General features: G+C 37.2%; 8 protein-coding genes and 1 pseudogene. 3 read left to right on the top strand and 6 right to left on the bottom strand.

The features are described from left to right. Nucleotides 1-314 precede the first annotated feature (314 nt). Nucleotides 315-1010: an SAM-dependent methyltransferase gene (locus IQ259_RS07510; RefSeq protein WP_193883194.1), complete on the top strand. Its 696-nt coding sequence runs from the start codon at nucleotides 315-317 to the stop codon at nucleotides 1008-1010. A 311-nt stretch (nucleotides 1011-1321) separates the two neighbouring features. Here IQ259_RS07510 and IQ259_RS07505 read toward each other — a convergent pair whose 3' ends face one another. Then, on the bottom strand, nucleotides 1322-2422 hold the full coding sequence (locus IQ259_RS07505; RefSeq protein WP_193883208.1) for a glutamate--cysteine ligase: 1101 nt from the start codon (nucleotides 2420-2422) through the stop codon (nucleotides 1322-1324). A 145-nt stretch (nucleotides 2423-2567) separates the two neighbouring features. Here IQ259_RS07505 and IQ259_RS07500 point away from each other — a divergent pair, with 145 nt between their 5' ends. Both IQ259_RS07500 and IQ259_RS07495 read left to right on the top strand, forming a co-directional pair. Beyond that, nucleotides 2568-2741, top strand: coding sequence for a hypothetical protein (locus tag IQ259_RS07500; RefSeq protein WP_193883192.1), 174 nt, complete (start codon nucleotides 2568-2570; stop codon nucleotides 2739-2741). Nucleotides 2742-2810: 69 nt separating this feature from the next. Next, nucleotides 2811-2936 (top strand): annotated as a pseudogene (locus IQ259_RS07495) (IS982 family transposase); the annotation flags it as partial. Between the two features lie 185 nt (nucleotides 2937-3121). Here IQ259_RS07495 and IQ259_RS07490 read toward each other — a convergent pair. Genes IQ259_RS07490 through IQ259_RS07470 form a run of 5 tightly spaced genes read right to left on the bottom strand, consistent with a single transcriptional unit; the run spans nucleotide 3122 to nucleotide 14626 of the window. Beyond that, the gene (locus IQ259_RS07490) at nucleotides 3122-3349 is read right to left on the bottom strand and encodes an MbtH family protein (RefSeq protein WP_193883190.1); all 228 of its coding nucleotides are present in this window, start codon (nucleotides 3347-3349) and stop codon (nucleotides 3122-3124) included. A gap of 23 nt (nucleotides 3350-3372) precedes the next feature. Then, nucleotides 3373-4131 (bottom strand): class I SAM-dependent methyltransferase, encoded by a 759-nt coding sequence (locus tag IQ259_RS07485; RefSeq protein WP_193883188.1) that lies wholly within the window; start codon nucleotides 4129-4131, stop codon nucleotides 3373-3375. Nucleotides 4132-4178: 47 nt separating this feature from the next. Then, nucleotides 4179-5582 carry an aspartate aminotransferase family protein gene (locus IQ259_RS07480; protein ID WP_193883186.1) on the bottom strand — a complete coding sequence of 468 codons (1404 nt, stop codon included), beginning with the start codon at nucleotides 5580-5582 and terminating at the stop codon, nucleotides 4179-4181. 31 nt (nucleotides 5583-5613) lie between these two features. Then, nucleotides 5614-10077, bottom strand: coding sequence for a non-ribosomal peptide synthetase (locus IQ259_RS07475; protein WP_228014418.1), 4464 nt, complete (start codon nucleotides 10075-10077; stop codon nucleotides 5614-5616). Next, entirely contained in the window at nucleotides 10022-14626 is a 4605-nt protein-coding gene (locus IQ259_RS07470) for a non-ribosomal peptide synthetase (protein WP_193883184.1), read from the bottom strand. The genes IQ259_RS07475 and IQ259_RS07470 overlap by 56 nt, the downstream gene beginning before the upstream one ends. Between the last annotated feature and the right edge of the window lie 7 nt (nucleotides 14627-14633).

Genomic DNA, 14633 nt, shown 5'->3' with positions numbered 1-14633 from the left:
CTAATTCACATTTGTTACTGGGATTCAATCATTTAATTGCAGCCATGAATCAATTTAAACCCTTTTATGCTTCTGGATGATTTAGCTCCTGAACTACTTGCTTATTCCGGAAAGTGACAGAAGAGGGATACCAGTGAAATAAATCTACAAATTAAAAATAGCAAATTCTGGTGTTGCATTTTTAGTTTCTTATTGCCACCTTATTTTGCTTTAGTGACAAATTGCTCACTATAGCCAAATTCTACTTGTTTTTATGCAAGTAAAAGCTAATTTACTTTTCAATTAACTATACCTTAAGAAAGTAGTACGGTCACATGAAAGAAATATTTTTTTGTCCTGAAGAATCTAATTTCTATTCAAACTGCTTAGAAAATTTTGTCCTTAGAGATTGTCAAACTCCTGAATTTATTGTTGAATTTGGTTCAGGAGATGGCAGTCCAGTGATCAACTCATTACTAAGAAATAAGTTTGAAGGACTGATTCAGGGATACGAATTAAATACTGCTGCTTGGAAAACTGCAAATTCAACAATCGATGAATACAATCTTACTAATAAGTATATAATTCATAACTCATCTTTGTTTGATTTTGATAAACCTCAGGCTAATTATCTCGTAGCTAATCCTCCCTATCTCCCTGCACCAGATAATGATATTTACATGCCTTTATTATTTGGTGGTATAGATGGAGCTACAATTACTAACGAGCTTTTGTCTTTGGGTTATGAAAATGTTTTAGTTTTAGTATCTAGTTTTTCTAACCCCATAAGCACTATTAAAAAAGCAGAAGATAATGGCTATAATGTGAATAATTTTGTAGTTTTACCTCTAAAATTTGGCTGCTATAGCTCTGAGCCAAAAGTTAAAGAACATATAGAGAAATTGAGAAAAAATGAAATGGCATTTTACTCTGGAGATTATTATTTTTTAGCTGGTGTTTTATTTAAAAATAACCAGAAATCAGAGATTGATTTATCTAATGAACTAGCTCAAGTGATGACAAGCTTGTAACTCATAAGGATATTGCAGAAGCCCAGACATACACAAAAAAAATAGGGTATTACAGAAATGTTAATTACTCTTAGAGGTTATTTGAAAAGTCCCTGGTGATGTATCAAATACTTTCATATCCCTCTGAATTCCCATTAAAAAGGGGGACTTTGATTCTATTTCCCTCCTTATAAAGAAGAGTTATTAGAGGGGGATCAACGAGTGTTTAAAAACATAGCCAACCACTTTTAAAACATCCTCTTATAGCTATTTTCTGCGCCTCTGCATGAAAAATAAATAAACACTTTTAACCAGAAAGAATATTGAGCATCTTAAGCACAATAAGTCTGGACTAAAACCTCTTCTATTGAACCGACACGTTGGAAAACTTCTATAAGTTCATGAGATTTTGTTTTGCGCTGCTCTAGCATGACTTTCAATGGTGTTAATAATTGAATATCTGGATCATCTCCAAGCGCAACTTCCGCTGCTTTTAAAATTTTTGTTGTATTTGCAAAAATATCTTCGTTTTCAAACCCTTCTTTTGCCGATAGTTGATGTAAACTTGCATCGGGTGTAATTGCTCTACCTAGCAAAGTTTCGTCTAATATTAAACCTTTCAATAATGCCAACAAAGCTGCATAAATAGTAAAATCATCACAACTGTCACAAGCTTTAAATTCAATGCGTCCAACTTCCGCAGGAATGCGAGCAACTTTTGTCAATGATGGGACACTAGGAATTAATTCTTCCTGCTTTTCGACAAAAACTAGTGTAGCTGAACGTTTACCTGTTCTAATAAAAGTTCTGACAGAAAGCCCTTCCCACACACTCCCATTATAAAAAGGAGAACTATAGCTAAAAGGGACAATATAAGGACTGTAATAAGTTAACTTTTTACCAATATCAATTAAATCTTCAGTAGACAAATCTGCTACAGAAATATTCAAATCTGGCCCGTAACTAACCATATAAATATTAGCTGTTTGTTCGTCAGGATAAGCTTGTATTTGTTTGATTTCATAATCGTTTAATGGGGGTTGCGGTTCAAAAACAGTTTTATAAGGATTAAAACTAGCTAAGACTGGGTAGTAACCAAAAGTAGCTGCAACCTCCCGCAGTAAATTAAAACTTTCTGATAATTCATTTATTGCACCTTGAATATGAGAATGTATGGTAGTTCTAATTTCAATTCCTTTAGCTAAACAATCTATGGGCTGATCGGAATCAGCAAATCTTTCAAATCCTTCGATATACCATCTCTTCTTCTTGATACCAGCATCACCGACACGTAGTTGAGGATAGTCGCTGGGGTAGGTAGGTAATCTTTCTATAATTTGATCAAAATCGGCAAACTTAGTGTGGGCAAAATCTGCAAATTTGCCTTCTTGATTCAGAAAAGCTACTTCATGCTCAATACCAAAATAAAACACCATGTATACCTCGATTATGCTGATTTGGGGTGAGTCTCATCCTTGATAATCTAACAATAATCTTAAATGACAATTTTTTGCAACTATCGTTTAAAACGAGTCCAATAATTAATCCGATATCTGTACTGAGTAAAAATCGTTTTTTATGGGTTTTGGTGTGTGCAGTTCATGGTTTGTAATTACACCAAGGTTTTCTGCTTACGTAAACTTTGAATGGTTGCGATGGGCTACGCCCGCCGGAGGCGATCGCATGTTTCGCTACTTTATGAATTTACTCGGCAGCGTTAAATCTGCCAAAGTTGTTTTACCCAAGCAATAATTGTCTATGGTAAACACCTTTAACTCGTTAAATCGCTCTAAAACCCATGCCAGTATAGAGAAAGTTTGAGCTAGAGATATGTGGCATCTCACCAGTCATCTCAATCGTAAAATTTTAGCTCATACCGTCTGTTTCTGGCTTAATCGTCACAGTTGCGACCCTCTTCAGTTCGGCCAACTTGTTACGGAATATTAAGTCGTACATCGCGTTAGATAATACCAATTTAAAAAAAGAATGCGACAGATGCGTAGGTTGGGTAGTAGCTTGCTTCCCGTTCGCGTAGCGTCTCCGTCAGGAGAAGGGTACGAAGTGAAACCCAACATCTACAAGGTTTTAAGGCGTTGGGTTTCGTCCCTCAACCCAACCTACATCTGTAGCGATCATTCTTCAAATTGGTATAACTCCTCCATTTTCTTCCTCAAACTTAGGGGTCTCATATCAATCCAAACTTCCTTAATATATTCCAGACATTCTGATTTGAGTCCAGTTTTACCTGCATCTCTCCAACCAAGAGCATTTTCTCTATCAGCAGGCCAAATAGAATACTGCTCTTCATGATTAACTACAACTTTGTAAATTGTTTGGTCTTCTATATCTACACTACTCATTGTTTATTTGACTCCAGATTTGTTTATTTAGATTGCTTGCGTCCGGAAAAGATAACATGAAGATTATATTCAGCATCTGCTACATTTCCCTCTCTATCATAGATATTAACGTTTGTAAATCCTACACTCTCTAAAGCCGTAACAATTTCTGTTCGAGAATACCCTCTAATCAGATTATTAATATCTAAACGTTGCCAAGATTCTTCTACCTTTTGAAAAATGGTAATTTTAAATTGCCCTATTTTTGTTTCTGGGTTATAGCTATCACAACAAGCCCAAGCAAAATCATCTTTCACATCACCATCTGAAATAGTAGCATTCCAAGATTTATAACCATCTTCTAAAGTTAAACCAAACAAAAAAACTCCATTATCAAGAAGTGAATCATACACTTTGGCAAAGACTTTAGTTAGGTCTTCGACATTCATCATGTGGTTCAGACTGCCACTGGGACAAATCACTGCATGAAACGTAGATGGCAAATTAAAAAATCTGGCATCATCAAGAATTAATTTAGCCCTGGGTGCATTTTCACGAGCATATTGCAACATTCCTTCCGAAATATCAAGACCTGTTACTTGATAGCCTTGCTCGATTAAATGTTGTGCCATGTGTCCAGTACCACAACATAAATCAAGAATATTTGCACCTTGATGAACATTATATTGTTGTAGTAACTCTTCAAAATGGGGCAAAATATGTTTACAATATCTTAGACCCCAATAATCATTATAAATCTTAGCCCAAGGGTCATAAGTAGCATCAGAATTGATTGTTACCATTTTGCTATTTTCCTACTAATTATTGAATTAATTTATCAATTTCATCTTTATGGCAAAAAACCACTTTCTCGTAGTTCTTTGACGCTATCTTGTACAGCTTGAATGATGTATTCTAAGTCTTCGTCTGTATGAGATGTAGATAGTAAACCACCGTTAGGAATAATGAAAACTCCGCGAGAGATAAGATAATAAAATATTAAGTCCATATCTCCTGATGAAGCATCTCCAGAATCAACAGCATTTCCTAAAGGAAGAGAAGTAAATATAGAGCCACAATTTGCCAATTGAATCGGTACTCCATCTTCTTGAAAGTAAGTGTTCAGTTTTTCTACAAACTGAGAAGTACGCTCATTTAGTTTTTGTTGCAGAGCATTACCTTGGCTTTTTAAATACTTCAGCACTGCACGAGCAGCAGCCATAGCTAGGGGATGTTTGCAATAAGTTCCAGCAAAAAATGTTGTTTCTACTTGAGGGAAAGATGCGTCTCCATAGCTCCAAATTCCACCATCAATTCTATCCATATAAGTCGCTTTACCGGCGATAATTCCAATAGGCAAACCACCACCTACAATCTTTCCATACGTTGCTATATCTGCTTCAACACCAAACCACGCTTGCGCTCCACCTAAATGAATGCGGAAGCCTGTAAGCATTTCATCAAAAATTAAGACAATGCCTGATTTTTGAGTGATTTCTCTTAATTGCAAGAGAAACTCTTGAGGTTGTATATCTGGTCTTTCATCTTGAATAGGTTCGACTAAAACAGCAGCTAATTCATGTTGATAAGCTTTGATGATTTCTAAGGATTTAAAATCTCCATAATCCAAAACTAAAACATCTTGAGATACGTTAGGTAAGACACCAGGAAAACTTGGGACTGTAACTAAATTGCCATCTAATTTTTTTCTCTTAACTAAAGTACCATCAAAATGTCCATGATAAGAACCTGCAAATATAGCAATTTTTTGACGGACTGTTGTAGCGCGTGCTAGACGTATTGCCGTCATTACGGCTTCTGTACCTGTATTACTAAAAGTTACCCGTTCCATACCTGTGAGTTCACAGAACAACTGTGCAACTTCACCAGCTAAATCTGATTGTGTCCCGATATGTATACCTTGTTCTAATCGCTCTTCTATGGCTTCTTTAATGAATCCTGGATTATGACCAAAAAGATTGACTCCAAAGCCCATCACAAGGTCTATATATTCGTTACCATCAATATCCCAAATTTTAGACCCAGAGGCATATTTACCAATGATGGGATAGACCATTTCTTTGATGGTTTTGCGAAATCCTATAGAATTTCTTCTATCTGCAAGTACAGAACGATATGCTTGAGTTAGTTGCTTTGATGTTTTTGTTTTGTTGATGTAACGGGCGATGAACTTTTCTAGATGCTGTTGTTGAGAATTTAAGTGAGTTGGAGATGCTGAATCGGTTAATTGCATGGCATTAATATGTGGTAAATGCTTGGAAAAATTAAATGTTGAGTAATTTTTGTTTTGGAGTTTCCAAAAAGCCTTTTTGCATTAGATAAGATAAGTATGTATTCAGCAAATTCTCATCGACTGGCGGACAAGTAATCGAAGTATTTGCCAGTCCGTGAAGTGTATTTTGGCAGTCAAATTTTAATAATGCTGAGGTAGAATTTTTCTGTTGACTCAGCAATGTTACAAGGGGAAATAGTGGATGTTCTGGATGTTGTTCAGCAATTTTAAGCAAATCTGCTTGCCACTGTTTATAGGTAATTTGTTGTAATGGATAGCCAACAGTCCGGAGTAATTTGATTAGTGTATCTGAATGAAAAGGTTGAGGATTTACAAAGTGAAATGCCTTACCTAAAGATTTTTCTTGTCTAGATAAATGGACTATAGCTTTGCTTACGTAATCTACAGGAGCTATGTCTTCAATCATATTACCATCTGGCACTTTTTCAAGTTTTATACAGCCGATGATCAATCTGTATAAAAAATCATTTTGATTGAAGACTCCAGTTTGGCTGTGTCCAGATACTCTTCCTAATCTATATATACATACAGGAAGACCGCGATCGCCTGCAATGGTAACTAACTTTTCGGCAACCCATTTACTCTGGGTATAGCCACCAGATGGGACTTGATAATCATCTAGGCTATCTTGCTCTTGTACTACTTTTACATCCGAATCACCTTTGAGGGAGAACACTCCATCGGTTGACATAAAATGCACAGGTTTAACTTTAACTTGAGTTGCTAGTCTCAAAACTTCCTGAGTTCCTAATACATTCGCCGCTTTCAGTGTGGTGTATGGGGAAGTATGATTAACCAACGCGCCATTATGGTAAATCACATCAATTAACTCAGCCAACTCTTGAAAATTCTGCCGAGAAAGTCCTAAAAGTGGTTCAGATAAATTTCCTACAACTGTAATAATTCTAGAATTGAAATAACTCTCCCAAAGTAAATATGATTCGAGGCTGTTTTTAATTCTTTTTTTGCCTTCTTCTGGATTAGCTGCACGTACCAAGCAATAGATATGTGCCTGAGTTTGTTGGAGGAGTTCATAAAGTAAAAATGACCCTACAAAACCTGTAGCTCCAGTTAATAAAATGCAAGCAGGCTCAGTTGAATATCTAATTGGTGTCTCTGGATGTATTGCAGAATCAAGGACAGTTTCAGCTTGCCAATTGATTGTATTTTGGGAAGTAATAGCAAGAGTAGAAGACCCGATTTTTTGAGCCGTTTCAATACTCTGAGCTAAACTAGCGACGGTTGGCATTTCCCATAAACTGCTTAAAGATAGTTCGATTTGCCATGTTTGGCGTATCTGAAAAACAAGTTGTGTTAGTAGTAAAGAATGTCCTCCTAAATCAAAAAAGTTATCTTCAATACCAACTTGTTGAACCTTCAGCAACTCAGCCCAAATTCTCGCTAGTTGTTCTTCAATTGGTGTACGTGGTGCAATATAATTTGCAGCAATCTGAGAATATGTTTGCTCAGGTATAGGTAGCGCCCGACGATCTACTTTGCCATTCGGTGTCAGTGGTAATTTTTCCAGTAGTACAAATATAGAAGGTATCATGTACTCTGGTAGACTTCCTTTGAGGAATTGTCGTAATTGTGGGGTGATTTCACTATACTCAGAATTTTGATGATTGGAAACGATATATGCTACTAGTCGCTTGTCATTTAGATTATCTTCTCTAACTATCACCAAAGCATCCTTTACAACCGAATGTTGAACTAATTTAGCTTCAATTTCTCCCAATTCAATACGGAAGCCACGAATTTTTACTTGATAGTCTACGCGATCAAGAATTTCAATATTACCATCACTGCGATAGCGTACTAAATCTCCTGTTTTATATAGCTTTTTGCCTTCTTGAAAAGGGTTGGGGATGAATTTTTCAGCAGTTAACTCAGGTTGATTGAGATAACCTCGTGCTACACCTTTACCGCCAATATACAATTCGCCTAGAATACCAATAGGAACTGGTTGTAAATATTTATCTAATATATAAGTTTGAATATTAGAAATAGGTTTGCCGATAGGTACTTCTTGAGTAAAATTTGGTTCTGCGAAATCATAAATGGTAGCTACTATGGTAGTTTCAGTGGGTCCGTAGCCATTAACTAGTTTAATTTTTTTATCTATACACTTTTGCCAAGTTAATACTTTATCTGCTGAGGCTTTTTCACCACCGATAATTACTAATCTCAGAGATGGAGGTAAAGTTAATTTGTGTGCAGATAATTCAGAAGTTAATTGCTGCCAAAAAGCCGTTGGTAAATCTAATACAGTCAATTCTTGTTGTTGACATTTTTCTAAAAAATGAGGTATTGAACTTAACATCTCATCAGTTCGTAACACCAAAGTTGCTCCCTGCACTAAACAAGGAAAAATTTCCTCGGCGGCTGCATCAAAGCTAATGGAGGCAAATTGGAGAATACGATCGCTAGAATTTATGTCATATTCTGTTATTGCTACTTGTGTGTAATTAACTAAAGACTCTTGTTCAATCATCACCCCTTTGGGTTTGCCTGTTGACCCGGATGTGTATATTACATATGCTAAATTGTCAAGTTTGCTGTGATTGATGAGATTAGTGTGCGGTTGTTGTGCTATTTCTGCGTTATCTATACAGATAAATTTGGCTGGGATGTCGGGAAGATTTGTTAAGAGAAATTCCTGGGTAAGCAACACCGATACTTGAGCATCAGCTAACATGTATGCCAAGCGCTCTTGCGGGTATATTGGGTCTAGCGGGAGATATGCCCCGCCAGCCTTGAGAATTGCCAATAATCCAACTATCATTTCTGGGGAACGCTCTACACAAATCCCTACTAGTATTTCTGGCTTTACTCCCAATTTTTGTAGATAATGGGCCAGTTGATTTGCTTTTTGATTGAGTTCTCGATAGGTTAAAGATTTTTCTTCAAATACTACTGCAACTGCATCAGGTGTTTTCTCAACCTGTGCTTCAAATAGTTGATGAATGCACTGGTCTTGAGGGTAATCAATTTTAGTATTATTCCAGTCAACTAATAAAGTTTGCTTTTCTGCTTCTGTCAATAAAGACAAATCTGATAGGCGCTGCTGGGGATTAGCAACCATACCTGCTAATAAATTTCCCAAATGACCTAACATCCGAGTTATGGCATTATCATCAAAGCGTTGGCGTAACCCGCCGTAGGCATCGCAATTATAGGCAATTTCTAATGTCAACTCTTGTTTAGGTAAGACTGTCAAAGTTAAAGGATAGTTTGTCCAGTCATCCGCAACAACATTCGATATTTCTAGATTATCAATTTGCCGTTTTGCAGTGTCCACTGGGTAGTTCTCAAACACCAAAATGCTGTCAAATAGAGGCATTCCTCGTGGTACTTCACTCCACTTCTGCACTTGTACTAAAGGACTGTATTCATATTGAGAAATTTCTGCTTGTTTAGCTTGAATTTGTTTGAGCAGAGCCAAAATTACAGTGTCATATGATACTTCAATCCTCAGAGGTAAGGTGTTGATGAACAATCCCACCATAGATTCAGCACCCGCCAGCGTTACCGGACGACCAGAGACGGTGACACCAAAAACTACATCTGATTCGCCACTGTAATAGCTAAGAAGCCAAGCCCAAGCGCCTTGTACTAAAGTATTGAGAGTGATTTGCTGCTGACGAACGAGCGATCGCATGGCTGCGGTTTGACTAGCTGATAGTTTGATTTGTTGGGCTGCATGATTTAAAGATTTGCTACTCAGTGTTTTTTGGATACGTAGATCAGTAGGAGCAGAAAAACCACTTAATGTCTGTCGCCAAAAAGTCTCAGCCTTTGATAAATCCTGTTTCTGTAGCCATTTAATGTAGTCTCGGTAAGGACGGGGAGACTCTAACTGTAATTCTTCACCTTGGCAGAAGGCAGTATAGAGTTTAAAAACTTCCTCCAGCAACATTGATGTAGACCAACCATCAGTAATTAGATGATGGGTGCTCCAAACAAATTGGTAAGTATTTTCGCTTAGTTGAATTAACGCCAAACGCATCAACGGTGCTTGGGTGAGATCAATACCGAAAGTGCGATCTGTCTCTAAAAAAGCGGCTAAATTTTCTTGCTGTTCAGTAGATGAAAGACCTTGCCAGTTATAATGTTTTAAAGGCAGTTGTACCTGACGCAATACCACTTGTATAGGCTCTTTTACACCTTGCCAGCGAAAACAAGTCCGCAAAATTGCATGACGCTGAATCACCTGCTGCCAAACTTTTTCAAATACAGGAATATTCAGTTGTCCAAAGAGAGTACAGACTAACTGATTGAAATAAACTCCTGTATCTGGTGCAGATAGAGTATGAAACAATAACCCTTGCTGCATTGGTGAAAGAGGATAGAAATCCTCGACATTTTGCATCCCCATTTCAAACGTCTCCAATTGCTGCAATGATGTTTTCGATGTCAGTTTCGATCCACTCAAAGTCCGATAAATCTGCTGGAAGTAATTGGTTATCAGAAATCTGAGAGTCATGAATTAGCGTTGGCGTTGCGCCCAGCGTAGCTGATCGCAATATCTCAATAAAACTCGTAGCGATCGCTTCAATAGTCTCACGTCGATGAATAGCCTGGCTGTATGTCCAATCTAGTTGCAACTTTCCGCTCACAATAATTCCGTTGATATCTAGTAAATAACTCCGCTTACTCTGTAAGCTGCGAGAAGTTCCGTTAGACTCCAAAGCTGTAGCAAACAGTGAAGATTCAGCTAGAACTTGGTCAGATTGTCCCAGGTAGTTGAATCTAATTTTGGCTTGGGGCTGGGTTTGCAACTTTTCGGTAATTTTCTGGTCATTGCTGAGATAACGTAGTACGCCATAACCAATACCTCGATTAGGTATGGCTCGTAGTTGTTTTTTAACGCCTTTCAAAGCTTCACCAAAATCAGGCGTTTCCTCTAAATGCAGCAACACAGGAAATATCGTAGTAAACCACCCCACCGTCTGTGACAGGTCTACATCATCAAAAATTTCTTCTCGTCCATGACCTTCTAAATCAACTAGTAAATAATTACAGCCTGTCCATTGTTTATATGCTTGTACGAGTGCAGTCAGCAATACATCATTAATTTGGGTTTGGTATGCTGCTGGTACATCTTGTAGCAAAGCTTGAGTTTCTTCAACATTCAGGGCTACAGATACACTACAAGCCTCAGCAAGTGTATTTTTAGCCAAATTTTCAGGACAGTCCAACGGGATAGGGGAAATTTCTTGATTGGGTCGAGCTAACCAGTATTTAAATTCTGACTGTAATGCTGATGAAGATGCGTAATCCTGTAATTTTTGCGCCCACTGTTTAAACGAGGTAGTTTTAGACAGTAAGTTAACTGCTTCGTTGCGCCTGAGATGTTCATAAGCTGTTTGTAAATCTTCCAGCAAAATTCGCCAGGAGACACCATCAACAACTAGATGGTGAATAATTAACAGCAGCCGCATGGGTTTTTCTGCACCCAAATTAAACAAGGCTACCTGGACAAGCTTTCCTTCTGACAAGTTGAGACTGGTTTGTAATTGATTATTAGTTGCCTCGACGGTAGAATTCTGTTTATCTGGTGAAAGCGATGATAAATCAACGTAAGTAAATACCTTTGCCTGATCAGAACCAAAACTAGTGTTAAATTGCTCCCAACCAGATTGTCTGCGAACAAACTGCATACGCAAAGCATCGTGATGTATCAGCAATTGCTCTAAAGCCTGTTGCAACAGAACTGGGTCGAGATTTTGCCGCAGTTCTAAGAAAATTGCTTGGTTCCAATGATGAATATCAGGCTGATTTTGTGCAAAGAACCATTGCTGAATCGGGGTCAAAGGTATTTCACCTGTAACCAATCCTTGTTCTGCTTGAATGACTTTATTGTTTTGCGCTACTGCTGCAAGTTCGGCAATGGTTTGATGGTCAAAAATATCTTTGGGAATCAGCTGCAAACCGGCTTGTCTAGCTTTAGCAATAATTTGCATACTGAGGATAGAATCTCCTCCTAATTCAAAAAAGTTATCGTATATACTTACTTCTTCTATTCCTAAAACTTGAGTCCACAGTTGAACCAGTTTTTGTTCTGAGCTATTGCGAGGTGCGACAAAATTTTCTCCCCCTTCTAGCCTGTTTATATCAGGTGCAGGTAAGGCTTGACGATCTACTTTGCCATTAGGAGTTAACGGTAAAGCTTTCAGTCTCATAAAAACCGACGGCACCATATATTCTGGTAGTTGTGACTGTAAAAATCTGCGTAGTTCGTTTGTTGTGGGATTAATATTTTGCTCAGGTACAATATAAGCCACTAAACGCTTATTACCTGCTTCTTCATAGGCTAAAACTATGGTTTTATTAACCCCTAAATGTTTACCTAGTATGGTTTCAATTTCCTCTAGTTCTATACGGAAGCCTCGAATTTTTACTTGGTTATCTATTCGTCCAATAAATTCTATATTTCCGTCTGGTTGATAGAGGGCAAGATCGCCAGTTTTGTATAGTTGTCCTAAACCAAAAGGATTTGGCACAAATTTCTGTGCTGTAAGTTCGGGTCGATTTAGATAACCCCTAGCCAGTCCTGCACCGCCTATATATATCTCACCAGGTATGCCAATTGGGACTGGTCGCTGTTGTGCATCTAAGATATAAATTTGGGTATTAGCAATGGGACGACCAATAGGAACTGTTTGGCAATTTCTACTCGTTTTCTCTGGCTGAATTTGATAAGTCAACACACCTATTGTGGTTTCTGTCGGGCCGTAGTGGTTGAAAATCAAGCATTCTGGGGCTAATTCTTGTAAACGCTCAATTAAACTCCCACTACAAGCTTCGCCACCAAGAATCAGTCTTTGCTTGGGTATAATCCACTTTGGTTGAGAACAGGATAATAAAGCTTCAAGATGAGAGGGAACAATTTTTAGACAGTCAATGGGATGCTGATGAAAGTATTCTGCTAGTGCTTCAGGATGGGTAGCTTTTTGTTGTGATATCAGATGCAGACATCCACCAGTACACAATGAAGAGAAAATAGTCGTGTTACCCAAGTCTGCGGCAATAGTAGAAACGTTAGCAAAGCTAGTACAAACTCTTAGGTCTAATTTTTCAAGTATGGCCTGTAAATAATTAAATATTTGCCGATGTTCAACCGCTACTCCTTTGGGTTTACCTGTAGAACCAGAAGTAAACAGTACATAAGCTAAATTTTCAGCCGTGACATCGCTAGTTGGGTTTTCTGGGCTTTGTGATGCGATCGCATTCCATTGTGTATCTAAGCATACAGCTTGTGTTTGATATTCACATAACCTTGGGAGTAAATGTTGTTGAGTTAAGACTACCGCCGCTTTGGTATCCTGTAAACGGAAGACTAAGCTTTCTGTTGGTAAAGCAGGATCTAAGGGTAGATATGCACCACCAGCTTTAAGGATACCAAGAAGCCCCACTATTAAATCAAGCGATCGCTCCACAAACAGTCCCACAACTACTTCTTTACCAACTCCCATTTGCTGGAGATAATGGGCTACTTGGTTGGCGCGTGCATTGAGTTCGCTGTAGGTTATGTACTGGTTCTCAGATACAACAGCAATGTTATTTTGTGTACTATCTGCTTGCTTTGCAAACCAGTGATGAATACACTCAGCATCGCCATAATCATGGTATGTTTTGTTAAACTCTACTAACAATTGCTGACTGGCATGAGTATTGATAATTTCTAAATTACTAACACTTGTTTCTGGATTTTTAGGAACATTTTCTAATAAAATTTGAAATTGATTTGCTAAGTTTTCGATAGTTTCTATGCTTAACAAATTGGAATCGTAGTGAAATTCTATTGTTAAAGCATCATGTTGATTAATACAATGCAGTTTAACTTTGAATTGTTCAAAACAAACATACTGCTGTAAAACAGAAACAGAAATATCATTTGTTATATATTTGTTTGGTCGTTCTTCAAATTCAAAGCCAAAAGGTAAAAAAGTGATTTTATTTTGTTTAATTTCCCAATTAAAATATTCTTGCCATTTATATATATTTTGAAGATTGACTTGAACCTGCTGAATAACTTCACTAATTTTAGAATTTTCATCTATATCACAATTAAGGGGTAAGTATTTGGCAAACAAGCCTAATACTTTTTCTAACTCTTCATATTTTCTCCCCTCAAAGGCATGACCGATAACAATTCTTTTTTGACTAGTAATGCGCCATAACAATACCATCCAGCAACTAAGTAAAAATTGAGCACAAGAAGTATTGTATTTTTGTGCTAATAAATTAATCTCAGTAAATAAAGAATCTTCAATTTTTATGCTTAAAGTTTTTGGTAAAAAGAGTGTATTTTCAGAAATAATATTTTCAAATGGTAACTTTAGAGTAAAAGCACTGGAAATATCTTGTTCTTGCCAAAATAGTCTTCCTGTTTCTGTAGTATCTGATTCTACTAATTCATTTTGCCATGCTGCAAAATCTGCATATTGGACTGGCTCATCATTATTTAGTTCTTTATTTTGCAAATAAGCTATATACAAATTGCTAATTTCATCAGCTAAATTTCTTGCAGTAAGGGTATCTGCAATCATCGCTGATAAGCAAAGGAACAGTATATGCTTATTCGGGGATAAAGTTATTACAGCTACTCGCAAAAGACATTCTTTTTCAAAATCAAAGGGTAATTGTCGCAATTCATCAATCAACTCTCCAACTCGTAAATCTTGTTCTGAGGATTTCCATTTACTTAAATCGTAGTGCTGGATTGATGGTTTACCACTTTCATTTATCACCTGAAGTGGGATTGTCATTCCATTTAAACAAGGAAAACTAGTACGGAGTATTTCATGCCTACTGATAATTTCCGCTAAAACAGTTTCTAAAATTTCCAGGCGGAAATTACCCTCGATTAAAAGAGTACAATCAGCGCGAAAAGATGATAAAAGAGAATTTTGCTGTAACAACCATATATGTCTTTGCTGAGGAGAGATTGGATAACCTTCTAGTATCTCAGTTTGCATTTTCATA

It is taken from the genome of Fortiea sp. LEGE XX443, assembly GCF_015206815.1.
Lineage (GTDB): Bacteria > Cyanobacteriota > Cyanobacteriia > Cyanobacteriales > Nostocaceae > Nostoc_B.
Note: the sequence above shows the minus strand (reverse complement) of the source record. Positions and strands in the feature narration are given on the sequence as shown.